The sequence below is a fragment of the Streptomyces sp. DvalAA-43 genome (genome assembly GCF_900091725.1).
Lineage (GTDB): Bacteria > Actinomycetota > Actinomycetes > Streptomycetales > Streptomycetaceae > Streptomyces > Streptomyces pulveraceus.
Map to the genome: position 1 here is coordinate 12,937 of NZ_FMBW01000012.1, position 22,231 is coordinate 35,167.

Below are 22,231 nucleotides of genomic sequence, written 5' to 3' on the forward strand. Positions count from 1 at the left end.
CCGTGGTGTCAGGCGGTGGCGGTTGCACGGTGGTTCCTTGCTCTGTTCATGGTGGCGGCGACCTGCGCCGCATAGGTGTCCAGGCCCTCGGCGCCGCTGCCCGGAAGGCCGGTCAGCCGTGGCAGGAGATCGCCGAAGGCATTGACCTCGCCGACGGCGAAGCGCCGCCAGCCGGTCGAGGGCAGCAGATCGACGCCCACACACAGGGTGTCCGGGAAGCACCCCGCGGCCCGCTCGCACACGGCCAGGGCCTCGTCCCAGCCGCTGCCCGCCGCCTCGACGGCCGCGCGGACGTCGTCGAGATCGCCGCGCTCCCCGCCGAGGTGAAGGTTGGTCATGGGGGAGTGGCTGGTGCGCACGACGGCATGGGTGGCCCGGCCCGCCACCACCACGACCCGCAGATCCGTCGCCCGGCCGCGGTGGGTGGCCTTGGGCAGCCAGCGTTCGATGTGCAGCCCGTCCGGTGCGAGCGCGTCGACGATCGCCGCGACCTCCCGCTCCGTCGTGACCCGGCGCACCCGCAGGGAGTTGAAGAGCCGGCCCGACGCGTCGCGCTCCACCGAGGTGGTGGCCCTGACCCGGCCGGGCCCGGCGGTCTCCACGGCCAGGACCCCCGAGGCGGACGAGCCGTGCGCGGGCTTCACGAAGACCCTGGGCATGCCGTGGTCCGCCATCCGCTCCCGCACATCCGCCCAGTCCCGGACCTCGGGCGCCACGGCCCCCGAGGTCGGTGACGCAGGGACCGGCACCCCGGCGCCTTCCAGCACGGCATGGCAGAGCCGCTTGTCGAACAGCACCGCGATGTCCCCGGGATCGTCGAGCAGCACGGCACCGGCTGCGGCAGCCGCCCGTGCCACCGTCCGCACGGCCGAGGTGAACCCGGCGTACCAGACGGCGCTCCCCTCGACCCTGGTCGGATCGTCGACCCTCCGCAGCAGCCGTTCGACCTCGGCGTCCTCACCGGGGGAGTCCATCCGTACGGTCTCGCCGGGCAGGAACTCGGCCCCGCCGCGCAGCACCTCCAGCCAGGGCACGACGCGCGCCGCCGGCAGCCCGGAGGCGCGCACGGCGTCCTGGAAGAGCGTGACCCGGCGATTGCCGGGCACACCCACGACGGCGAAGCGCGGCGCCGGGCCGGTCGTACTACTCGTTGACGGCGACATAGCGGTCGTCGTCCTCTTCCGGATCCCAGTACTCGACGTCATCGATCTCGCCGTTCACCCGGTCCGGACCGAGGAGGTCCCTCAGGCGGTCCATCAACGGGTCGCTGATGTAGTGATGGTGCAGATCAAGCGAGGTCAGGTGGGAGAGCGGCTGGCCCGAGAGCAGCGCCTCGGCGCCCTCGTCGCCGAGGGTGCCCATCGCGAGGGAGAGCGACTCCAGCCGGGCGACCACCGGGGCGGAGGCCACGGCGGCCGCTATCTCGTCCTGGATCTCGCTGTTCTGCAGCCCGAGATGGCGCAGGGCGGGAAGCGCCGCACCGGAAAGCAGCGGGGCCAGGTCCTCGACCGTGGCGTCCCCGCCGTACCAGGAGACGCCGAGCCAGAGTTCGAGGTGCTCCAGCGCGGGCAGCTCGGAGGCGCCGACCGCCCGCACGACGCCGGACGGGAGCCCGCCGGACTCGAACCGCAGCGATGTGAGTGACGTGTGCCGCACCGGCCGGAGACCGAGCGACGGCCGGTCCTCGACCTGCCGGCCGCAGCCGCGTACCGTCAACTCCTCCAGCTCTCCGAATGCCTCGACCACCGGGGTTATGTCGCACATTTCGAGCCATGAGACCTCGCACTCCTCGCTGACCACGTCGGCGAGGAAGAGACCGCGCAGGGCCGGGAAGCGGTCGGCGTGCCCGGCCAGCAGATCGACGACCGGTGCGAAGGACGTGTACTCCTCCTGCCACCAGGGCCCGATCAGCAGGGCCCGCACCCCCGTCGTGTCGACGGTGTCGATGAAGTGCTGCCACAGCGCGCCGAATGTCAGATCGCCCTGCCAGGCGCTCTCCAGCCGCCATGCGACCGAACCGGCGTCCGGGAGCGGGGCGGTGGAGGCCGCACCGGGTCCGGGCAGGGTGTGGACGGGCAGGCCGTGAAAGGAATCGGGGTGTCCGATGTCAGTCATCGCGCCTCACTCCGAGACCGAGGTGTAGCGGCCCTCGATACCGCGGTCGCCCCAGGGCTTCTCGCGCTCCGACACATCGACCCGGACGCCGTGCGGCTTCAGCGCCGCCACGACCCGGCGCTCCATCGGTTCGGTCATGAAGTGGTGGTGCAGATCGAGCCGTTCGAGATGGGTCAGCGGCTGGCCGTCCAGCAGCGCCGCCGCGCCCTCGTCGCCCATGGTGCCGTTCGACAGGTCGAGGACGCGCAGCTGCGCGACGACCGGGGCGCTCGCGACGGCCGTCGCGATCTCGTTCTGCAACTCGCTGTTGCGCAGGCCGAGGTGGGTGAGCCGGGGGAAGCGGGTGCCGGAGAGCAGCGGGGCCAGGTCGGCCACATCGGCATCGCCCCCGTACGCGGAGACGCCGAGCCAGAGATCGAGCCGCTCCAGGGCGGGCAGCTCGCTGTCCAGGATGCCCCGGATCACCCCGACGGGCAGTCCGCCGGTCTCGATGGCCAGCGCACGCAGCCGCTCGTGCTTCGCGGGGGAGAAGACCAGGTCCGTGCCGCCGCGTACACCCAGTTCGAGCAGACCGGGGAAGGCGTTCAGCAGCGCCGTGACATCCGACTGCTCGATCCAGGAGATCTCGTTCTCCTCCATGGTCATGTCGCCCACGAAGACGGCCTCCAGCGAGGTCAGCCGGTCCGCGGCGGCGATGATCAGATCGATCGGGTAGGACGACGTCACCTCGTACGACTCGCCCCACTGACCGACGATCAGCGCGCGCACCCCGGCCGGGTCGACCGCCTTCAGGAATGCCTGGAAGGCTTCCTCCCAGGTCATCTCGGACTCGTCGTCGTACGGATCGACCGAGATACGCCAGGCTGCCGCATCGGCGGCCTGCACGGGCGCCTCACCTGTCGCGTGCTGGAAGTCGACAGCGGGAAGGCCGAGAAACTCGTGCAGATGGTCCACACCGGACATGATCCTGGGCTCCTGGTACTGGGGGACGGCTGATGTCCACAAGGTCTATCAAGCCGCACTGACAACGGCGCGGCCGGGACCGCCGCGACGGACCCGACCGACGCGACGGGGCGGTCGGCCACCGGTCGACTGTCAGACCCTCCCCTTAGCGTTTTCTCCGTGGCCGGCACAGCGGGTGCCGCCTTCGAAGGGAGACGTCTGTGTACCGGCAGGGCGATGTACTGATCGTGTCGTTGGAGGAGTCGGCGGTTCCCGCGCATCTCGTGGACGCGCCGGGTGAGCCGAGGGACGGCCGGGGCCGCATGGTCCTCGCGCTCGGCGAGGTCACCGGCCATGCCCATGCGGTCCAGGGGCCGGGCCGGCTGATGCGCGAGGCGGGGGCGTTCGGGCCGATGCTGCTCCATCTTCCCGAAGGCGGCCGGGTGGTGCACGAGGAGCACGCGGCGATACCGCTGTCGAAGGGCTGGTACCGCGTGGTGCGCCAGCGGGAGTACACACCCGGGGCGATCCGCATCGTCGCGGACTGACGGCGCGCGCACGGCGCACCGCGAACGACACGCACAGCAGACAGCACACAGAACGCAGCACGAGGAACACAGGGGACGGGGAAGACCGATGCAGTACGTGGACTCATGGCGGGCCGTGGCAGCGGCGACCGGAGCGGCCGACCGGTCCGCGGCCGAGGACGGGCTGCGGCTCGCCTACCGCAGCGCAGGACTCGCCGAGCCGGAGCGGATCGTCTGGGTCGATTCGCCGAGGGCCGCGGTGGCGGCCGTCGAGAAGCTCGTCGACGCCGGACGCTCGGTACGCGACGAGATACGGACCCGGCCGTGGGCACAGGAGCGGCGCCGGATGTACGACGAACTGGGCCCGGCAGGCTGGTCCGCGCTGTGGTCCGCCACTGGCGCACAGCTCTGGGAGACCACCGCGGCACTCGCCGAGCGGATCAGGGCCGGTGTGGTCGCGGACCTCTCGGAGCGCCCCGAGGACGCCTCCGATGTCCGGCTGGTGCTGCTCGACGCGGTCCTGGGCCAGCACGACGCGGCCTGGCTCGCCGCCTTCGACGGCCGGGGCGACCGGCTCGACGGACTGGCGGAGGTGGCCAGGCACGCGGGCTGGTGGTGGCCCTACGAGCGCGCCGTGGTGATCAGCGAGCGGCCGGAGGCGCTGCACCGGGACGAGGCGGGCCGGCTCGACCGCGGGGACGGCCCGGCCCTGGCCTACCGCGACGGTTTCGCCCTCCACGCCTGGCGGGGCATGCCTGTGCCCGCCGCGTTCCTGGAGGAGCTGAACTCCCTCACCCCGAAGCGGATACGCGAGGAGGAGAACGCGGAACTGCGCCGGGTGATGCTGGAGTTCTACGGCTACGACCGCTATCTCACCGAATCCGGCGCGGAGCCGGTCCACCGTGACGAGACGGGCGTCCTCTGGCGGATCGCGCTGGACGGCGACGAGGACGTGGTGATGGTCGAGGTGGTCAACTCCACCCCCGAGCCGGACGGCACGCACCGTGTCTACTGGCTGCGGGTGCCGCCCGGGACGAGGACCGCGAAGGACGGTGTGGCGTGGACCTTCGGACTCCAGGGCGAGGCGTACGCACCCGTGCGCCAGACCTGACCGCCACCGGCCGCCCGGATCACACCGCCGGACCACCGCCCGGACCGCCGACGGGGCGGGCGGGGTCAGGCCGTCAGCGCCTCGTGGTCGATGCCGAGTTCACGGGCGAGCGCCTCGTCGGTCCAGGCCAGCATCGTGGCCCGGGAGAGCGGACCGGCGTACGACGTCGTCTGCACGGCCAGGCCGTCCAGCAGGGCGGTCAGCCGCCAGGCCGCGGACATCGGGTCGTCGCAGTGGAACTCACCGGCTGCGGCCCCCTCTTCGATGACCTCGGCCAGCTCCGCCTTCCACTGCTGGTCGAGATCGCCGGCCACATTGCGCAGCGCCGGATCGCGCAGCGAGGCGGCCCAGGCCTCGATCCACAGCCGCCAGCCCTTGGCCTGCCCCGTCGGGGCATACCAGCGGACGGCGGCGCGCAGCCGCCGTACCGCACTGGTGCGGCGGCCGAGGACCTTGCGCAGCTGGGCGAGGTCGGCCTCGGCGGCATGGGCGAAAGCCGCCGCGACGAGCTTCTCCTTGGTCGAGAAGTGGTACAGCACGAGCGCGTTGCTCACTCCGAGCACGGAGGCCACATCGGCGATCCGTACCGCCGCGACTCCCCGCACCTCGATCTGTTCGACGGCAGCACGCAGGAGCTCTTCGCGTCGTTCCGCCACGCTCAACCGCACTCTCGCCACGGCGTCACCCTAACGAATATGCCACGCACGGGAAGACGCGGGGCGGAGCCGCGTACGGCCCCGCCCCGGTACGGCCGGCGCCCGGGGCCGGCGTATCCCGCCCGTCGCACCGGCGCGAGAACCACGGCGCAAGCGCCCGCCGTCTGCGCGGATCAGCGCTCGGCGGGGCGTTCCACCTCGCACCGGTCCTTGAAGCCCTGGCTGGTCAGACCGAGAGCGGAATTCGTCCGGGAGCGCATGTTCTCCACCGCGACCATCGTCGTGAGCTCGACGAGTGCCGCCTCGCCGAGCGCGGCCCGCAGCCGCTCCGCCAGCTCGTCCCCGACCTCCGGCGGGGTGACGCTCATCGCCTCGGCGTACTCCATGACGTCACGCTCCAGCGGGGTGTACACCTCGCTCTCCCGCCACATCGGCACATCGCGCAGCTTGCGCGGGTCCATACCGTGGCGGTGGTTCTCCCAGTAGCCGAAGTCCATGCACCAGCCGCAGCCGATGGTGGTCGCGGACGCCATCACGGCCAGCGCCTTGAGCTGCGCGTCCAGCTTCTTCCACCGGCCCACCGACAGCTCGAAGCGGGCTCCGGCCCACAGCACCCCGGTGTGGTGGGCACTGGCCCGCAGCGGATCGATGACCTTGCCGTACGCACGCTTCGAGTACCACGACACGGCGCGGAAGAGGAGGGTACGGGGCGGGTCGAGCGGGATTCGGGCGGTCATGGCCGGTCTCCTTCGGTACGGCTCGGGTGCCGTCCGGCGGCTCGTGGGACACCGCCGGAGGCTGCTTCCACGGGTGTGACGGATGGACCTCCCCCGGATGTGACATGGAGATACGGCCGGATACGGAATCCTCCGGCGGGCGCGGACGTTGGATCCGGCATGACGGGATTCGACGCACAGCAGGAAGCCCTGCTCGGGCTGCTCGCCGAGGAGAACGGCGGAGTGCTCGTGACACTCAGGCGCGACGGCAGACCCCAGCTGTCCAATGTCAGTCACTTCTACTACCCCCAGGAGCGCATCGTCCGCGTCTCGATCACCGACGACCGGGCGAAGACGAAGAACCTCCGCCGCGACCCCCGGGCGAGCTACCACGTCACCAGCGCGGACCGCTGGGCGTGGACGGTCGTCGACGCCACCGCCGAGCTGTCCCCGGTCGCCGCCGATCCGCACGACGCGACGGTGGAGGAGCTCATCGCGCTCTACCGTGACGTCCAGGGCGAACACCCCGACTGGGACGACTACCGCAGGGCGATGGTCCGGGACCGGCGCATCGTGCTGCGGCTCCCCATCGAGCACGTGTACGGGCAGCCGCGTGGCTGACGCGGCCCGGTCCGGACTCCGGCCCCGCGGATCCTCCGCACTCGCACTGTCCTGCCCCCCGTCCATAATGAGACGACACCGACTCCCCCAGGAGATGATGTGACCGGCGCCGACCCCTTGCCTCCGCTCCGTACCCGGCTGCGTTCGCTGCGCCCCGCCGCATTCGGCGCGGATCCGGACGGGGCCCGCCTGGAGCGCATCCGCCGGTCGCCCAACTTCGCCGACGGTGTCTTCCAGAATCCGGTGGGGGCACGGACCAGGCCGTCCGGGTCCACACTGGAGTTCGCGAAGGTCTACTTCCGCAAGGAGGAGCGGGCACGCAGGGCGCCGGTCGGCACCGTGCCCGTTCACGCCACCACCTACGCCGATCTCGCCGAGCCGCCCGCCACCGGGCTGCGGCTCACCTGGATGGGCCATTCCAGCGTGCTCGCCGAGATCGACGGCCGACGGGTGCTCTTCGACCCGGTCTGGGGCGAGCGCTGTTCGCCCTTCGCCTTCGCCGGGCCCAAGCGGCTGCACCCCGTACCGCTGCCGCTGGCCGCGCTCGGACCGGTGGACGCGGTGGTGATCTCGCACGACCACTACGACCACCTCGATCTGCCGACGATCAAGGCCCTCGCCGGTACGGACACGGTGTTCGCCGTCCCGCTCGGAGTCGGCGCCCACCTGGAGCGGTGGGGCGTGTCCGCCGACCGGTTGCGCGAGCTGGACTGGAACGAGACCACGAAGATCGCCGGGATCGGTCTGACCGCCACCCCGGCGCGGCATTTCTGCGGCCGCGGCCTGCGCAACCAGCAGCACACGCTGTGGGCGTCCTGGGCCGTCGCCGGGCCCGAGCACCGGATCTACCACAGCGGCGACACCGGCTATTTCCCCGGCTTCAAGGACATCGGTGCCGAGCACGGCCCGTTCGACGCCACGATGATCCAGATCGGTGCCTATTCCGAGTACTGGCCCGACATCCACATGACACCGGCCGAGGGAATGCGGGCCCATCTGGACCTCCAGGGCGGCGAGCCGCTCGGGGCGATGCTGCCGATCCACTGGGCCACCTTCAATCTCGCCCCGCACCCGTGGGCCGAGCCCGGCGAGGGCACCCTCGCCGCCGCCCAGGACGCGGGCGCCCGGGTCGCGCTGCCGCGGCCCGGCGAGCCCTTCGAGCCCACGGCGCGGTCCCTTCCCTCCGAGCCCTGGTGGCGGGCGGTGGCGCCGCAGCCGCTGGAGCACCGGCCCGCCGGGGCGGCCAGGATCGCGGACCTGTCGGCCGATCCGGGCCGGGCGCCCGAGGACGCGGCGGCGGAGGCGGACCACGCCGAGGTGGCGCCGACCGCGTAGCGGCGTACGGAGCACCCGGGGAGCTTTCAGACGGCGAGGGGCTCGGCCCGTCCGGCATGACCGGACGGGCCGAGCCCCTCTCTGTGTTCAGGGGTTCGCATCCGTAGGCCGTTCGGGTGCCCGCCGACCAGGTGTCAATGCGACGTAATCGGTCGACCGTGCGAAAGCTCATACCAGAGCGGGACGGATGGCGGGCAAGTTCGACAACTCGCCGCCACGCCCGCGCGATGGACGACTACCGTGTGTGGCCGGTGATCAACGGTGGGCTCATGACGTTCGAGCCCGCCCGACCGCTGAACCGAGCCTGACCGACCACCGTAGGTGCCACCGCATGAACGCCGATTCCAGGTGCGCCACGTACCGAGGACACTGATGTCTCAACTTCGCGCACCCGAAGCGCGACCGGAACGCCGAGAGGGCGGACGGCACGGCCGACCGGGCGCCCGCTCCCACTCGGCCACGGGCAGACCGCGCGCCGCCCAGCCGTCCCCCGAGGCGCGTATACGCCCTCAACTCCTGCGCACCGCGGTGCTGCCGACCGTGGTGGCGGTACTGAGCGGAGCGGCAGCGGTCATCTTCACCGTCCGCGCCACCGGAGCCCGGTTCTCCACCGAACTCCTGATCGCGCTGGGCGCGGCCGGTGCGCTGGCGCTCGCCGCGGTGCTGGCCGCGTACCTCGCCGCCAACCGCGTCGCCACCACCGTCTTCGGTCGCTGTCTGGCACTCCGCCGCGCCAGCGCGCAGGGCCAGGCCGAGCTGCAACGCGTCCTGGAACAGCTCCGCAACGGCGAACCGGTGCCTGCCCGCAGGCCCGCCGAACCCGCCGCTCCGGGCAGTGACGCCTTCGAGCTGCTCGCCCAGGAACTCGGCCGCCAGCAGGAGGTCGCCGTGGCCGCGGTCGTCCAGGCGTCCCAGCTCTTCGACCACTCCGGCGAGGAGCAGAAGGTCGAGGTCTTCGTCAACCTCGCCCGTCGGCTGCAGTCGCTCGTGCACCGCGAGATCCAGCTGCTCGACGAGCTGGAGCACGAGGTCGAGGACCCCGATCTGCTCAAGGGCCTCTTCCACGTCGACCATCTCGCCACCCGCATCCGCAGGCACGCCGAGAACCTCGCCGTCCTCGGCGGTGCGGTGTCGCGGCGGCAGTGGAGCAACCCCGTCACCATGACCGAGGTGCTGCGCTCGGCGATCGCCGAGGTCGAGCAGTATCCACGAGTCAAGCTCGTGCCGCCGATCGACGGCACGCTGCGCGGTCACGCCGTGGCGGACGTGATCCATCTGCTGGCCGAACTGGTGGAGAACGCCACCGTGTTCTCCGCGCCGCACACCCAGGTGCTGCTGCGTGCCCAGCAGGTCACCGCCGGACTGGCCCTCGAAGTGGAGGACCGGGGACTCGGCATGCCGGGCAACGAGCAGAAGCGGATGAACGCCCTGCTCGCCGACCCCGACCGGGTCAATGTGGCCCATCTGCTGCAGGACGGCCGGATCGGACTGTTCGTCGTCGCGTCACTGGCCCGCCGGCACGGCATCGCGGTCCGGTTGCAGAGCAACATCTACGGAGGCACTCAGGCCGTACTCGTCCTCCCGCAGTCCCTGCTGGGCCTGGACGGGGACGCTCCGGCCGAGGGCGGCGCGGCTCCGGCCCCGCCCCCCGGCCCCGCGCACCGTCCACCGGCCGAGGGCGGAAGGGGCAGCCGCTCCACCCCGCACCCGAACCCGAGCCTGACTCCGGGGCCGGGCGCCGCACCGGGTCCGCAGGCGAACACCGGCCGTCAGCCGTACGTTCCCAGCCAGCCGCTGCGTCTGCACCAACCACCCCAGCAGGCACAGGGACAGGACGGGGCCCCACCGCTCCCGCTCCGGGCCGAGCGACCGGACCGTCCAGACCCGGCCGGGACCCGCCCCGGAAACCGGCCCACGGACGACGTCCCGGGCGCGCTCCACTCCGAGCCCGGAGCCGTCCGCGGCACCATGGGGCGGCCCCAACTGCCCAGGCGCGCCCACCAGGAGCACCTCGTCCCGCAGCTCAGGGAGGCCCCGGCCCCGCGCACCGAGGACGAACAGGCCCTGCACGACCCGGGACTCGTGGCGGCCTTCCGGCGGGGCATCGAACTCGCCGAGGCCCGCAGCGAATCCGAGGACGGCACCGCCCCCGAATCGGACACCGGCCCCGAAGCGGCGGGGACCGCGCAGTCCTGGCAGCCCGCCGCCCCGCTCGCACCGCTGCCGGTGCGCGGCCTCACCGCGACCGTCGCGCCGTACCCCTCGGGCACGGTCCCGGGCCCGGCCGACGACACCCTCGATACGAACACCTCCAAGGAGTAGATGCACCATGACGACCGATATGCCGTCCGGTCAGGTCTCGGACCTCGACTGGCTGCTGAGCGGGCTGGTCCAGCGTGTCCCGTACACACGCAGCGCGGTCCTCCTCTCCGCCGACGGGCTGGTGAAATCCCTTCATGGCATGGACGCCGACAGCGCCGACCACATGGCGGCGCTGGCCGCCGGCCTGTACTCGCTCGGCCGCAGCGCGGGTGCGCGGTTCGGCGACAGCGGCGAGGTCCGGCAGGTGGTGGTCGAGCTCGATTCGACCCTGCTGTTCGTCTCCACCGCCGGCTCCGGCACCTGCCTCGCGGTCCTCGCCGGACGCGAGGCGGACGCGGCGGTGCTCGGCTACGAGATGACCATGCTGGTGAAGAGCGTCCGGCCCTATCTGATGACGCCCGTGAGACAAGCGGCCGGGGCCCCCGGCACCACGGGGCTGTGAGGGTGTCGGTCCCACAGGACGGGCCGCTGCTCGACGACGCGGCCGGCCGGCTCATCCGCCCGTACACCGTGAGCAACGGCCGTACCCGTCCCACGGCCGTGCTCGATCTGCTCTCGCTGGTCATGGCCACGGGGACCGAGCCACAGACCCATCTCGGTCCCGAGCACTCCGTCGCACTGGGGCTGTGCGGCGGCCCCACCTCCGTGGCCGAGATCGCCGCCCATCTGCGGTTGCCCGCAGTCGTCACCAAGGTGCTCGTCTCCGACCTGGTCGACTGCGGGGCAGTGACCGCGCATCCGCCCGCCTTCCATGACATGCCCACCGACCGATCTCTGCTGGAGGCAGTGCTCGATGGCTTACGACGACAGCTCTGACGGCTTCGGCAGCTCTGCCGTGTACGAGAACAACGCAAGCTCCGAGGGCTTCGCAGGCCATGGAAGCCATGGCCGTCCGGAGGGCTACGGGGGCCCGGAGAGCTACGGACACCCGGGAAACCACGGAAACGGGCGGAGCTACGGTGACGCACCGGGTTACGGGGACGCGCGGAGCTATGGGGACGCGCGGGGCTACGGGGAAGGCCATGGCGACGCGCAGAAACACGGAGACGCACGGGGCTTCGGAGACGCGCAGGGTTTCGGAGACACACGAGTCTACGGGGAGAGCCGCGGTGACCCGCAAAATCACGCGGATACGTTGAGCTACGCGGCCGGGCCCGGCCACGTGGACCCCGGCGCCACCCAGGACGTCTCCGGGGCCGACGGCCCCACGGGCTCCGAGGGCTTTCCCGTCGCGCTCAAGGTGCTGGTGGCAGGCGGGTTCGGCGTCGGCAAGACGACCTTCGTCGGCGCGGTCAGCGAGATCGCACCGCTGAGCACGGAGGAGCTGCTGACCCAGGTCAGCGCAGCCACCGACAGCCTCGACGGCATCGAGTCCAAGTCCTCCACCACCGTCGCGATGGACTTCGGCCGCATCACCCTCGACGAACAGCACGTCCTCTATCTGTTCGGAACCCCCGGCCAGGAACGTTTCTGGTTCATGTGGGACGAACTCTCCCAGGGAGCACTGGGAGCGGTCGTCGTCGCGGACACCCGCCGGCTCGCCGAGTGCTTCGCCGCCGTCGACTTCTTCGAGCGGCGCGGCATCGGATTCATCGTCGCGGTCAACGAGTTCGACGGCGCCTACCGCTACGCACCCGAGGAGATCCGGGCCGCACTCGACCTGGGGCCTGACGTACCGGTGGTGCTCTGCGACGCCCGGATCGCCAGCTCGGGCACCGGGGCGCTGGTCACCCTGGTCCAGCACCTGATCAACGCCACCTCCGCCCCGGCCCCGCTGACCGGCTTCGGAGCCCGCCCGTGACCCGGGACGCCACCGGCCGCATGCTGCTCACACCCGTCGACCACGATGCCGTCGTGCGCACCCGGCGGCTGAGAGCGCTCGGGCTCGGGGAACGTGCCGACGCGTCGTTCGACAACTTCGACGCCTTCGCCGACCGGGTGGCCGAGGTGACCGAAGTGCCCTTCTCGATGGTCAACTTCATCGACGGCAACCGGCAGTTCTTCGCCGGGCTGCACACCCCGGCCGGCACGCACAACGGCTCCGACCTGGGCGCCGCCGCCGCGGGCAGCAGCCGCAGCGGCCGGTACGTCGCGCTCGACCGCGGCTACTGCCCGCATGTCGTCGTCCGGCGCAAGGCGCTCGTCCTGGAGGACGTCTGCGACTATCCGCGGTTCGCGGGCAATCCGGTGGTCGACGAAATAGGCATCCGCTCCTATCTCGGCGCACCCCTCATCGACCGCACGGGCGTCGCCCTCGGCGCCGTCTGCGCGGTCGACACCGTGCCCCGCCCCTGGGGCAGGGCGGGGCTCGACACGATCAAGTCCCTGGCCCTGGAGCTCGTCGGGCACATCGATCAGCGGGAGGGGAACGGCCTCGGAATCTGAGGTCGACCGTGGTCGGACCCCGAACGTGTTCAGACGTCGACCGTCGTCCCGTCCAGGAAGGTCAGCACCACCGAGTCCGCACCCACTCGCACCCGCACCGCGTCGCGCAGCGCCTCCGGATGCAGGGTGTCCCGGGAGAGGGCGACCAGCGAGACATGGACGCTCCGCCCGCCCGGGTGCGGCCCGCTGCGCAGATACGGGATCGCCGAATGCGGCCCGTACGCATTGGACTGGACATCACGTGCCACCGCGGCCGTCTCCGTACCGCCGTCCCAGCCGTGCAGCGCGACCAGGGCGCTGCTCAGGCCGTCGGCCGTGCGGGCGAGTGCCCAGTCGGGACCCGACAGGGCGAACGGGCTTCTCGCATGGGAGACCGCGTGACCGCCCTCCCGCACCACTACGCCCTCCGGCGCCTCGACCCGGTGCACCCGGATCTCCCACGGACCGTGCAGCACGCTCGTCGTCTCGATCCGGTACGGATGGTCGTCACCGGGCAGCCGGGCCGCGTACCAGGAGGCCGCGACGCGGTCCTCGCAGCGCAGCGGATGGATCCGGCGGCGCGGCGACGGAGTGCCGTCGGGTGCCACGAGCGCCAGATGATTGTCGATGGAGCGTGCCACGGCGTGCGGGGCGGCCTCGGGCGCCGTCGCCGTCGAGTAGGCGAACCTGGCGTAGTGCGGATCGTCCGTGCCCTCGGACGGGTCGGCCGACTCGTCGAACGGCGGATTGTGGTCGCTGCCGTGGTTGATCAGCCGGACGATGCCGTCATCGCGGGTGCCGTGCAGCAGCCAGCCGGGGGCCGGCAGCGCGGTGTACCGGTCGGACTCCTCGATGGGCAGCGGGAGTTCGCGTGCCGTCCACACCGCATGGTCGGCCGGCAGCAGCAGCCCGAGGAAGCCCTTGCTCGCCCAGTACGGCGAGGCGGGGCCGGAGTACGGCTGGGTGCTCGGCAGGAACGTGTCGTACCAGCCGAGCGTCAGCAGCCCCCGTTCGTCCGGTACACCGCGCTCCGCGAAGTGCCGCATCGTGCCCGAGGCGAGCCGGCGGGTGAGCCCCGGCGCCAGCGGGGTGCAGTCAGCCAGCGCCCCCATCCACACCGGCGCCAGGGCGGCGAACCGGTACGTCAGCGAACGGCCCTGGTGGACCGGCGCGCCGTCGGAGCCGAAGAAGTGCGGATAGTCCTCCAGGAAGCGGCTGAGCCGCTGCCGGTAGACCTCCGTCCTGCCGCCGTCGTCGCCGCCCGCGATCCGCGACCACAGCAGCGGGTACAGATGCATGGCCCAGCCGATGTAGTAGTCGAAGTTCCGGCCGTCCCCGTCGGTGTACCAGCCGTCACCGACGTACCAGTCCTCGATCCTGTCCAGGTTCGACTCGATGTCCGAGCGGCTGTACGGCGCCCCGACCGAGGCGAGGAACTGCTCGGACACCACCTGGAACAGCCGCCAGTTGTTGTCCCAGGTGCGCCCGCCGACGAACCCGGAGAACCAGTCGACGACCCGCTCCTGCACCCGGGCGTCCAGCCGGTCCCAGATCCACGGCCGGGTCTCGTGCAGCGCCACCGCGACCGACGCCGCCTCCACCATCTGCTGCGAACAGTCGGTCAGCTTCGGCCACGCCTCCCCGCTGCCGGGGTCCGTGCCCGCGGCCAGCCCCACCGCGTACCGCTCGATCAGCGCGGGGTCCACCGCCCCGCCCGCGCCTGCGATCCGGAAGGCGGCGAGCAGGAACGACCGGGCGAACCCTTCGAGACCGTCCGAGACGACCCCCGACCAGCTGCCGCGGCCGGGTAGCCGGTACTGGGCGAAGCCGGGGGTCGCGTACGGCATCAGCGCATCCAGCATCCGGTCGGCCGTCGCCTCCCAGTGGGCCCGGGTCCAGCCGGTGCGTGAGGACAGGAGCCGGTCGGGCGGCGGCAGGTGCAGATGCGGTGCGACGGACATGGTGGTGCTGCTCCTCGGGTGGTGCGGAGTGGGTTACCGGTTGAGTTCGGCCCGGTGGGTGTGGCCGCGCGAGCCGCCGACGGCGACGGTGAGTACGGGCCTGCGGCCCGGGACGAGGCTCACCGAGTCATCGGCCGTCACCACCGACCGTACGGGGAACGGCAGCTCGACCGAGAGGGTGGTGAGCGTCCGTCCCGGGTCGGCGACCGCGACGCGGATGTGCGCGCCGCGGCGCTGCACGAGGACCGACGCCGGGCCCGACGAGGTGATCCCGGCCGCCGTACCGGCGCGCCAGAAGTTCACCGCTGTCAGCCCTTCCCGGCGTGCCTCCACGGCCTGTGCGGTGGAGTCGTTGGCGACGATCCGGACCGGCCGGGACCGTGACCAGACCGCCGTCGCCGCGGCCGACGCGCCGGGCAGCAGCACATAGGCGTAGTGGGCGTCGGCGGGGGAGGGGCCGTGGTCCGTCCAGAGCGTCAGATAGCGGCGGGTGACCGGGTCGGTGCTGCCGCCCGTGTCCGCCCCGGTGTCGATGGCCCGCCAGGTGCCGGTGCGCTGCTCGCGCAGGGCCCGCAGGGCGGTTGTGCCGGGGAAGACATAGCCGCCCACCCGGTCTACATGGGCCCATCGGGCCCGGCCGAACGCGTCGCTCCAGCCCTGATCGGCCGGCTGGCGGACGCCGTCGACCATCAGCCGGTGGCGTCCGTCCGTGCCCAGGTTGCGGTTCTCGACGATCGTCTCGACCGTCCGGCCGTCGCTCGCCGTGATGCCCGCGCCGAGCGCGATCACCGCGTTGTCGAGCAGGAACCACGACTTCCTGGCCCGCAGGGTGGTGCCCTCGGCGCCGATCAGCTCCATCGCGGCGGCGCCGTAGCGGCCGTCCAGCACGGCACCGCCCGCGACGGCGTTGGCGGGACGGTAGGTGGACGTGCCCGCGCCGGTGCCGAGATCGGTCCGCGGACGGGTGTCGACCGTGGTGCCGGGGAGGCGGTAGGGATCGACGGTCGGCCAGAAGCCGTCGTTGAACTGCCCGAGGTCGTCGCCGTCGTACAGATACGTCATGCCGTCGCCGGTGTACCAGCCGTGCAGATTCTCGCCGTTGCCCGCCTCGTACGCCGAGATCCGCTTCGACGACAGGGACAGCGCGCAGGCCCAGCCGGGGCGGCGGTGCACGACGCGGTCCATGTCGGCGAAGACATGGCTGCCCGTGTCGCGCGGTCCGGCCGGCACGCCCGTGTCGTCCAGGACGGCCTTGGCCAGGGCGAGTTGGGGCAGTGTCGCGAGCGTCGCGAAGGGGGTGGTGCGGTTGCGGGTCAGCCAGCCCTTGACCAGGGCGCGCCAGCGCTCCGCGTACGCGGCGGGCGCGCCGGAGGCCAGCAGCAGGATCGCCGCCAGGGCCGTGGCGCCGTCGCGGTGGTCACCGGTGCGCTCCCGGGAGACGGCCCGGCCGCGCACCGAGTCCATCATCAGCCCGTCGAAGACCACCGGGGCGAAGGTCCGCTCGACGGCGTCGTACATCACCGACACCTTCGGGTCGGTCACCGCCCACTCCGAGCCCGCCAGCAGGGCCAGCAGATACGCCGTGCCGCCGAGCAGCACGATGCCGTACGACCCGGTGTAGGCCACCACGTCGTGCTGGACGAACGAGCCGTCCTCGTAGAAGCCGTCCCCCGAACTCGTGTACCGGAAAAGGCTGTTGCGTCCCGAGTCGCGTACGTCGGACAGCGCGTCGCGGGCCGAGACGAGCTTGGCCGCGTCCCGTCCCAGCAGCCCGCGCAGCGCCACGATGACGGCCTTGTCGGTGCGGTTCGCCCCGGTCTCGGAGAGCGTGGGGGAGTTGGTACGGCGGTCCGCGTCCGGGCAGAACCGGTCGACGACCGCCAGATAGTCCGCCAGGTCGGCGGCGGGAAGCCGGTCGCGCAGGACGACGGAACAGTCCATCAGCGCACGCGGGGCGCCGATCTCCCAGAACCACCAGTTGCCGGTCTCCCGCTTGGCCGGGTTGTACGCGGTGTCGTGGGTGAAGCGCAGCGCGGCGACGAGGGCGTCCGCCACCTGCGGTGATCCCGCGAGGGAGGTGCCCTCGGTGGCCCAGGCGGTCGCGAGGGTGCGCAGCCGGGTATAGCTCTGGCCGAAGTTGCCCGGGTCGGTGAGTGGCGCGAGGTCCGGCCAGAGCGCGGTGCGGGCGGCGCCGCGGTCGAGGGTGTCCCACAGCTCCTCGGCCGTGGTGTCCAGGGCCTCGACCGCGGTGGTGAAATCGGGGTCGGCCGGGTCGAACCCGCCGCCGGTGAGCAGTGATTCGGCCCGCTTGAGCAGGGTGTCGACATCTGCGGTGGCCGGGGCCCCGGCGGTGGTGTCCGCGGCGGGGGAGGCGTGCGCCGTGCCGGTCGATGTCATGAGAGCGGTCGCGGCGGTGGCACTGCCCGCCGCGAGCAGGGTGCGTCTGCTGAGATTCACGGTGAACTCCCTCGGTGCCGCGCTCAGTCGGCCAGCGTGGCCGGGTCGACGGGCGGCTTCGGCAGGTTCAGCGCGGCAAGCTCGGCCCTGCCTGTGGCGTCGATCGGGAACGCCCAGGTGTTCACGAAGAAGTCCGTGAGGTCGTAGCCCGCGACCCGGCTGGAGCAGGTGGCGAGGGCCCGGTAGCGCTTGTCGTTCTCGGTGTAGTCGGACTGCGGGTTCTCCTCGCGGACCAGCTTGTGCAGCCGGGGCCAGAAGTCGTCGCCGAACGCCAGCTCCAGCTGGCGCAGCGGGACGAGCTTCTCGTACGCGCCGAAGGACTTCTCGTAGGTCAGCCCGGCCGTGCCGAACTTCAGCCGTGCCGACTGGAAGTAGGTGAGCCCCGTCTTCGGGTCGACGGTGAGCAGGTTGGACGGCTGCTTCAGGGTGCGCTGCGCCGCCAGCGAGTAGATGTTGACCGTGACCTCGGTCAGACCGCCGGGCTTGTACGCCATCTGCTGGTGGAGATGGCCGAGTTCGTGGTAGAGCCCCCAGCCCCGCGTCCGCAGCCCCTCCACGGTCGTGGCCCGGTCCAGGTAGGCGCGAGGAAAACCGTTGTAGCCGTGTGTGGCGTAGGCGCCGACACCGCTGGGCACCTTGCTGACCTCGGTGAAGTGGTACGGACCGGCCTTGCGCCGGTGCACCGGCCTGGAGCCGTCCAGGCCGCTGATCCGGGCGTGGGAGTCGATGATCGTCTCGACCAGTCCGAGCAGCGCGGCATGGTCCTCGCCCCGGTACAGCAGCGCACCCTCACGGGTCAGCGTCATGATCGTGTGCGGGGCGTGCAGTTCGACGTAGGGCGATGCGGTGAGTGTGTCCAGCTGCCGCTGGTAGTCGGCCTCCGAGGTGCGGCCCAGGGTGAAGACCGGCATGGGCAGGGCACCGGAGCGGATCAGCACACCGGCCCGCTCGCCGTGGCCGGTCAGGGTGAGGTAGGCCGGGCCGCCGTGCGGGTCCGTGACCGTGTTCGCCCCCTTGGTCAGCGGATAGCTGCGGGGCTCGGTGACCTCGCCGTAGTAGTCCCAGGCGCCGATCCAGAGAGTGGGCAGCAGACCGTCGTGGGGCTGGACGGTGAGGGAGAGCGGGGTGCCGGCCGGGACGTACAGGCCGGTGGGCTGGAACTCCGAGCCGCGCAGGGCCTGTCCGAGCCGCAGCCGTTCGGCCTCGGCGGCGGGCCGGGCGGTCACGGTCAGCTTGACCGGGCGGCCGGCCCGGCGGTCCGGTCCGGCGCCGGGTGCGTCGGCGGCGTGGGCTGTTCCGGCCGTGGCGCCCAGGGCGATGGCCGCTCCGGCACCGGCGGCCGCGGCGAGAACGGAACGCCGGCCGATGGGGGAGGTGGCGGGGGTGGGAACGGTGGACGAGCCGGCGGAGTCTGTGGGCATGCGCATGCGGAACTCTCCCTGCGAAAACGAGTGAGGGGCGGAAGCGTGCGGAACGGTGCTGCTCGGCGCCAGCATGTAAGCGGTTGCTATCCAGGGGCAAGAGGGGGTACGAAGTTACTGTGATTTTCTATGGCCAACTGTGGACAGGCGGGAAGTAACCGGTCACATACCGGTGGAACGGCCGGGCCCCGGCGCGACGGAATCGCGTACCACGATGTGGGTACCGAGCCGCAGCGCCCCCGTGGTCGGCTCGCGCCAGTCGTCCTCGTCCCCGCCGCTGACGGCCAGCCGCACTGCCTGGCGCCCCATCTCCTCCAGCGGGACATGGACGGTGGTCAGCCGGGGCCGCAGCTCCTGGGCCACCGGAATGTCGTCGTACCCCACCAGGGACACGTCCTTCGGCACCCGGATCCCGGCCTCCTCCAGCGCCTGCGCCGCGCCCGCGGCCACCATGTCGTTGGCGGCGAAGACCGCGGTGAAGTCCGTTCCTTCCCGCAGCACTTCGGCCATCATCCGGTAGCCGAAGCTGCGGCTGAAGGCACCGGGCCGGACCAGCTCGGGGTCCGCCGCGATGCCGCGCAGCAGCAGTGCCCGCTGGTGTCCGGCCAGCCGGTCGCGGGTGGTGGAGAGCTTGGGCGGGCCGCCGAGGTAGAGGATCCGCTCGTGGCCCTGCATCAGCAGATGGTCGGTGATGGCGAAGGCGCCGCCCTCGTTGTCGTACTCGACCGCGACGGTCGGGGCCTGCTCGCCCAACGGCGGCCTGCCGCACAGCACCAGCTTCGATCCGCCCGCGTCCAGCTCCCGTGCCCGGCGGGCCAGTTCGGTGGTGTAGCCGCGGTCCGCGATGGAGCCGCCGACCACGACCACCGCGTCCGCCCTGCGCTCGTGCATCAGATCGATGAAGGCCAGCTCCCGCTGCGGGTCGCCCTGGGTGCAGCAGACCAGACAGAGCCGCCCGCCCAGTGCCGCCTCCCGCTCCACACCGCGCGCGATGTACGCGTAGAACGGATCGATGACCTCGTTGACGATGATGCCGACGGTGCGGTTGGAGACACCGGCCAGGGCGCGGGCGTGGGCGTTGACGACATAGCCGAGCTCACGCATCGCGGACTCGACCCGCTCCCGGGTCGCCTCGGCGACCGGGTAGTTGCGGTTCAGCACGCGGGAGACCGTGGCCGTCGATACGCCCGCGCGCCGCGCGACGTCGGTGACCGTCGCGCGCCGTTGTCCGTCCGCGGCTGTGCTCTGCCGGCGCATCCGGCTCACCCCCAGTTGGCTGTTGTGTGACGCCGAGCCTAGAGCCTGCGGGGGCCGGGGAGTCACGCGATCCTCCCCAGGTCGGCCCGGTGCACCGGGTGGTCGAACGGTGTGCCGCGCGCGTACCGCGCCAGCTCGTCGACGGCCAGTGCGCCGAGCCGCCCCACCTCGTTGCCCTGGGCACCCGCAAGATGCGGGGTGAGGAAGACGTTCGGCAGGTCCCACAGGGGGTGGCCGTGCGGCAGCGGTTCGGGCGACGTCACATCGAGGACCGCGTCCAGCCGCCCGCTGACCAGGTGTTCGGTCAGCGCCTCGGTGTCCACCAGGGGGCCGCGGGCGGTGTTGACGAGCAGGGTGCCGGGGCGCATCAGGCCGATCCGGCGGGCGTCGACGAGCCCGCGGGTCTCCGGTGTGTCGGGGGCGTGCACGGTCACCACGTCGCTGGTGGCCATCAGGGTGTCGAGGTCGGTCGGGGTGACGCCGAGCAGCTCCGCCTCGGCCGCGGTGACGTACGGGTCGTGGAGCAGCACCTCCGCGTCGAGGACCTGGAGGAGTTCGATGACCCGGCGGCCGATCCGGGAGGCCCCGATCACCCCGATGGTCAGCCCGTGCGTGCCCAGCCAGTGCTGCCGGTCGAGGTCGGCGCCGGTGCGGTGGGTGCGCCGGGTGCGGAAGAGCCCGGCCAGCGGGAACACCCGCTTGGCGCCCATGATGATCGCCGCCAGGGTGAACTCGGCGACCGGTACGGCGTTGGCGGCGGCGGCCGACGAGACGACGATCCCGCGATCGAACGCAACCGGGGACAGAAACGTTTTCACCGTGCCGGCCGCATGGATCACGGCACGCACCGAGGGCGCCCGGTCCAGCAGCTCGGTGTCGACGGGCGGGCAGCCCCAGCCGGTGAGCAGGACCTCGGCCCCGCTCAGTGCCGCGGTGGCCTCCGGGGAGTCGAACTCGCTGATCACGGACGGGTCGAGAAGGTCCGCGGTCTCTTCCAGAAGGGCCCGTACGGGTGGCGGGAATACGTCGTCGAGCAGTCCGGGGCTCATGACCAGGAGCGTGCGCGGCCGTCGCGGGGACGGTGCCGCAGCCTCGCTACCGGAATGAGCCGGTGCCTCTTCGGTGGTTCGCACCCTGCCTCCGGACAGTAATCGCGTTCTATGGGATGACCGGCACGCTAGGGAGCGTGATGGCCGACCGTCAAGCTCTCACCCCTCTGAACTGTCCATTTCTATGGCATATTTGCCGGTACGGGGTACTGGATTCGGCCGCCTGATCATCGCGACTCAACGACTTTTGCCTGGATCTCTTGACGCTTGGGTTAACCGCTTACTAACTTGCGGCCCCAGAAGGCCCACCACGCGCCACCCAGCCGAACAGGACGCACCATGGCTGAAACAGCACCCCCGTTGCCGCGGGAAAAGCGGCGGCAGAAGGCTGAAACACCCTCCCCGCCAGCCGCCGGGGCCGTTGTCGCACAGCGCAGGCTGAGCCTCTGGCAGCGGATCAAGCGGGACCGGGTGATGCTGCTGCTCACCCTGCCCGGTCTGCTGTACTTCGTCGTCTTCCACTACATACCGCTGCTCGGCTACGTCGTGGCGTTCCAGGACTACCAGCCGTACCTCGGCTACATGCACAGCGTCTGGGTGGGGTTCGCCAACTTCTCCGCGGCGTTCAGCGAGCCGGCCTTCTGGTCCGCGACGTTCAACACCCTGGAGATCGCCCTCGTCCAGCTGGTGTTCTTCTTCCCGATCCCGATCGCCCTGGCCCTGCTGCTCAACAGCATCGCCAGCGACCGGATCCGGCGCTTCGTGCAGAGCGTCGTCTATCTGCCGCACTTCATCGGCTGGGTCATCATCGTCTCGATCTTCCAGCAGATCCTGGGCGGCGCCGGGCTCCTGCCCGACGTCCTCGGCGGTCTGGGGCTGCCGCGGTACGACATGATGAGCGACCCCGACGCCTTCCCCTGGCTGCTGACCCTCCAGGTCGCCTGGAAGGACGCAGGCTGGGGCACGATCATCATCCTCGCCGCGCTGCTGAACATCGACAAACAGCAGTACGAGGCCGCCGCGATCGACGGCGCGGGACCCCGGCGCCGCCTGTGGCACGTGACCCTGCCGGGCATCGCCCCGGTGCTCATCCTGCTGCTGATCCTCAACCTCGGGCAGATCCTCTCCGTCGGCTTCGAGCAGATCCTGCTCCAGCGCGACGCGGTCGGCCCGGACGCCGGTGAAGTCCTCGACACCTACGTCTACTACCACGGCATCAAGGACAACGACTGGGGCGTCGCCGCCGCCGTCGGACTCGTCAAGGCGGTCATCGGAACCGCACTCGTCCTGGGCGCGAACAAATTCGCCCACCGACTCGGCCACGAAGGGGTGTACCGCGGTGCTGACCGCTGAGAAGAAGCGCGCCACGACGGAATC

Annotated in this window: 20 protein-coding genes; 10 read left to right on the forward strand and 10 right to left on the reverse strand. The window is 71.6% G+C overall.

The genetic code is table 11. The features are described 5' to 3' along the window. Positions 1–8 precede the first annotated feature (8 nt). From GA0115234_RS02160 to GA0115234_RS02170, 3 genes are read right to left on the reverse strand one after another with little or no spacing between them, the layout of a single operon-like run. Positions 9–1,163: an STM4014 family protein gene (locus GA0115234_RS02160; protein WP_093539105.1), complete on the reverse strand. Its 1,155-nt coding sequence runs from the start codon at positions 1,161–1,163 to the stop codon at positions 9–11. Next, positions 1,144–2,115 (reverse strand): STM4015 family protein, encoded by a 972-nt coding sequence (locus tag GA0115234_RS02165; protein WP_093539106.1) that lies wholly within the window; start codon positions 2,113–2,115, stop codon positions 1,144–1,146. The genes GA0115234_RS02160 and GA0115234_RS02165 overlap by 20 nt, the downstream gene beginning before the upstream one ends. Before the next feature lie 6 nt (positions 2,116–2,121). Further along, a complete protein-coding gene (locus GA0115234_RS02170) occupies positions 2,122–3,078 on the reverse strand; it encodes an STM4015 family protein (RefSeq protein ID WP_093539107.1) in 957 nt (318 codons plus the stop codon). A gap of 200 nt (positions 3,079–3,278) precedes the next feature. Here GA0115234_RS02170 and GA0115234_RS02175 point away from each other — a divergent pair, with 200 nt between their 5' ends. Both GA0115234_RS02175 and GA0115234_RS02180 read left to right on the forward strand, forming a co-directional pair. Next, positions 3,279–3,605, forward strand: a complete 327-nt coding sequence (locus GA0115234_RS02175) for a hypothetical protein (protein WP_093539108.1) — start codon at positions 3,279–3,281, stop codon at positions 3,603–3,605. 88 nt (positions 3,606–3,693) lie between these two features. Then, positions 3,694–4,695: a DUF6745 domain-containing protein gene (locus GA0115234_RS02180; RefSeq protein WP_093539109.1), complete on the forward strand. Its 1,002-nt coding sequence runs from the start codon at positions 3,694–3,696 to the stop codon at positions 4,693–4,695. A 65-nt stretch (positions 4,696–4,760) separates the two neighbouring features. Here the strand turns inward: GA0115234_RS02180 and GA0115234_RS02185 are convergent, their stop codons facing one another. Further along, complete coding sequence (locus GA0115234_RS02185) at positions 4,761–5,351, reverse strand: TetR/AcrR family transcriptional regulator (protein ID WP_093539110.1); 591 nt, start codon at positions 5,349–5,351, stop codon at positions 4,761–4,763. A 173-nt stretch (positions 5,352–5,524) separates the two neighbouring features. Then, positions 5,525–6,088 carry a carboxymuconolactone decarboxylase family protein gene (locus tag GA0115234_RS02190; RefSeq protein WP_093539111.1) on the reverse strand — a complete coding sequence of 188 codons (564 nt, stop codon included), beginning with the start codon at positions 6,086–6,088 and terminating at the stop codon, positions 5,525–5,527. Between the two features lie 159 nt (positions 6,089–6,247). Between GA0115234_RS02190 and GA0115234_RS02195 the strand changes: the two genes are divergently transcribed. The 7 genes from GA0115234_RS02195 (at position 6,248) to GA0115234_RS02225 (ending at position 12,730) form a co-directional block, all read left to right on the forward strand. After that, entirely contained in the window at positions 6,248–6,688 is a 441-nt protein-coding gene (locus tag GA0115234_RS02195; protein WP_093539112.1) for a PPOX class F420-dependent oxidoreductase, read from the forward strand. Positions 6,689–6,787: 99 nt separating this feature from the next. After that, a complete protein-coding gene (locus tag GA0115234_RS02200; protein ID WP_093539113.1) occupies positions 6,788–8,023 on the forward strand; it encodes an MBL fold metallo-hydrolase in 1,236 nt (411 codons plus the stop codon). A 372-nt stretch (positions 8,024–8,395) separates the two neighbouring features. After that, positions 8,396–10,345, forward strand: coding sequence for a sensor histidine kinase (locus GA0115234_RS02205; protein ID WP_176729047.1), 1,950 nt, complete (start codon positions 8,396–8,398; stop codon positions 10,343–10,345). A 7-nt stretch (positions 10,346–10,352) separates the two neighbouring features. After that, positions 10,353–10,787 carry a roadblock/LC7 domain-containing protein gene (locus GA0115234_RS02210; protein WP_093539115.1) on the forward strand — a complete coding sequence of 145 codons (435 nt, stop codon included), beginning with the start codon at positions 10,353–10,355 and terminating at the stop codon, positions 10,785–10,787. A 2-nt stretch (positions 10,788–10,789) separates the two neighbouring features. Next, the gene (locus tag GA0115234_RS02215; protein WP_093539257.1) at positions 10,790–11,161 is read left to right on the forward strand and encodes a DUF742 domain-containing protein; all 372 of its coding nucleotides are present in this window, start codon (positions 10,790–10,792) and stop codon (positions 11,159–11,161) included. A gap of 346 nt (positions 11,162–11,507) precedes the next feature. Continuing rightward, positions 11,508–12,146: a GTP-binding protein gene (locus GA0115234_RS02220; RefSeq protein WP_093539116.1), complete on the forward strand. Its 639-nt coding sequence runs from the start codon at positions 11,508–11,510 to the stop codon at positions 12,144–12,146. Continuing rightward, the gene (locus tag GA0115234_RS02225) at positions 12,143–12,730 is read left to right on the forward strand and encodes a GAF domain-containing protein (RefSeq protein WP_176729048.1); all 588 of its coding nucleotides are present in this window, start codon (positions 12,143–12,145) and stop codon (positions 12,728–12,730) included. Before GA0115234_RS02220 ends, GA0115234_RS02225 begins: the two co-directional genes overlap by 4 nt. A gap of 29 nt (positions 12,731–12,759) precedes the next feature. Here GA0115234_RS02225 and GA0115234_RS02230 read toward each other — a convergent pair whose 3' ends face one another. The 5 genes from GA0115234_RS02230 to GA0115234_RS02250 form a co-directional block, all read right to left on the reverse strand. Then, positions 12,760–14,670: a DUF2264 domain-containing protein gene (locus tag GA0115234_RS02230; protein ID WP_093539117.1), complete on the reverse strand. Its 1,911-nt coding sequence runs from the start codon at positions 14,668–14,670 to the stop codon at positions 12,760–12,762. Between the two features lie 33 nt (positions 14,671–14,703). Then, entirely contained in the window at positions 14,704–17,067 is a 2,364-nt protein-coding gene (locus GA0115234_RS02235; RefSeq protein ID WP_093539259.1) for a polysaccharide lyase 8 family protein, read from the reverse strand. Between the two features lie 83 nt (positions 17,068–17,150). Further along, positions 17,151–18,554: a M60 family metallopeptidase gene (locus tag GA0115234_RS02240; RefSeq protein ID WP_093539118.1), complete on the reverse strand. Its 1,404-nt coding sequence runs from the start codon at positions 18,552–18,554 to the stop codon at positions 17,151–17,153. 156 nt (positions 18,555–18,710) lie between these two features. After that, complete coding sequence (locus GA0115234_RS02245) at positions 18,711–19,805, reverse strand: LacI family DNA-binding transcriptional regulator (RefSeq protein WP_093539119.1); 1,095 nt, start codon at positions 19,803–19,805, stop codon at positions 18,711–18,713. A gap of 62 nt (positions 19,806–19,867) precedes the next feature. Continuing rightward, positions 19,868–20,854, reverse strand: coding sequence for a hydroxyacid dehydrogenase (locus GA0115234_RS02250; RefSeq protein ID WP_176729050.1), 987 nt, complete (start codon positions 20,852–20,854; stop codon positions 19,868–19,870). Positions 20,855–21,193: 339 nt separating this feature from the next. Between GA0115234_RS02250 and GA0115234_RS02255 the strand changes: the two genes are divergently transcribed. After that, on the forward strand, positions 21,194–22,207 hold the full coding sequence (locus GA0115234_RS02255) for an ABC transporter permease (protein WP_093539121.1): 1,014 nt from the start codon (positions 21,194–21,196) through the stop codon (positions 22,205–22,207). Positions 22,208–22,231: the final 24 nt, after the last annotated feature.

Excerpts from the sequence above, each read along its gene's own strand:
- GA0115234_RS02170 (WP_093539107.1), bottom strand. The coding sequence starts at position 3,078 with ATGTCCGGTGTGGACCATCTGCACGAGTTTCTCGGCCTTCCCGCTGTC.
- GA0115234_RS02255 (WP_093539121.1), top strand. The coding sequence starts at position 21,194 with ATGGCTGAAACAGCACCCCCGTTGCCGCGGGAAAAGCGGCGGCAGAAG.
- GA0115234_RS02190 (WP_093539111.1), bottom strand. The coding sequence starts at position 6,088 with ATGACCGCCCGAATCCCGCTCGACCCGCCCCGTACCCTCCTCTTCCGC.
- GA0115234_RS02165 (WP_093539106.1), bottom strand. The coding sequence starts at position 2,115 with ATGACTGACATCGGACACCCCGATTCCTTTCACGGCCTGCCCGTCCAC.
- GA0115234_RS02245 (WP_093539119.1), bottom strand. The coding sequence starts at position 19,805 with ATGCGCCGGCAGAGCACAGCCGCGGACGGACAACGGCGCGCGACGGTC.
- GA0115234_RS02205 (WP_176729047.1), top strand. The coding sequence starts at position 8,396 with ATGTCTCAACTTCGCGCACCCGAAGCGCGACCGGAACGCCGAGAGGGC.
- GA0115234_RS02180 (WP_093539109.1), top strand. The coding sequence starts at position 3,694 with ATGCAGTACGTGGACTCATGGCGGGCCGTGGCAGCGGCGACCGGAGCG.
- GA0115234_RS02250 (WP_176729050.1), bottom strand. The coding sequence starts at position 20,854 with ATGAGCCCCGGACTGCTCGACGACGTATTCCCGCCACCCGTACGGGCC.
- GA0115234_RS02195 (WP_093539112.1), top strand. The coding sequence starts at position 6,248 with ATGACGGGATTCGACGCACAGCAGGAAGCCCTGCTCGGGCTGCTCGCC.
- GA0115234_RS02210 (WP_093539115.1), top strand. The coding sequence starts at position 10,353 with ATGACGACCGATATGCCGTCCGGTCAGGTCTCGGACCTCGACTGGCTG.
- GA0115234_RS02235 (WP_093539259.1), bottom strand. The coding sequence starts at position 17,067 with ATGACATCGACCGGCACGGCGCACGCCTCCCCCGCCGCGGACACCACC.
- GA0115234_RS02160 (WP_093539105.1), bottom strand. The coding sequence starts at position 1,163 with ATGTCGCCGTCAACGAGTAGTACGACCGGCCCGGCGCCGCGCTTCGCC.
- GA0115234_RS02240 (WP_093539118.1), bottom strand. The coding sequence starts at position 18,554 with ATGCGCATGCCCACAGACTCCGCCGGCTCGTCCACCGTTCCCACCCCC.
- GA0115234_RS02230 (WP_093539117.1), bottom strand. The coding sequence starts at position 14,670 with ATGTCCGTCGCACCGCATCTGCACCTGCCGCCGCCCGACCGGCTCCTG.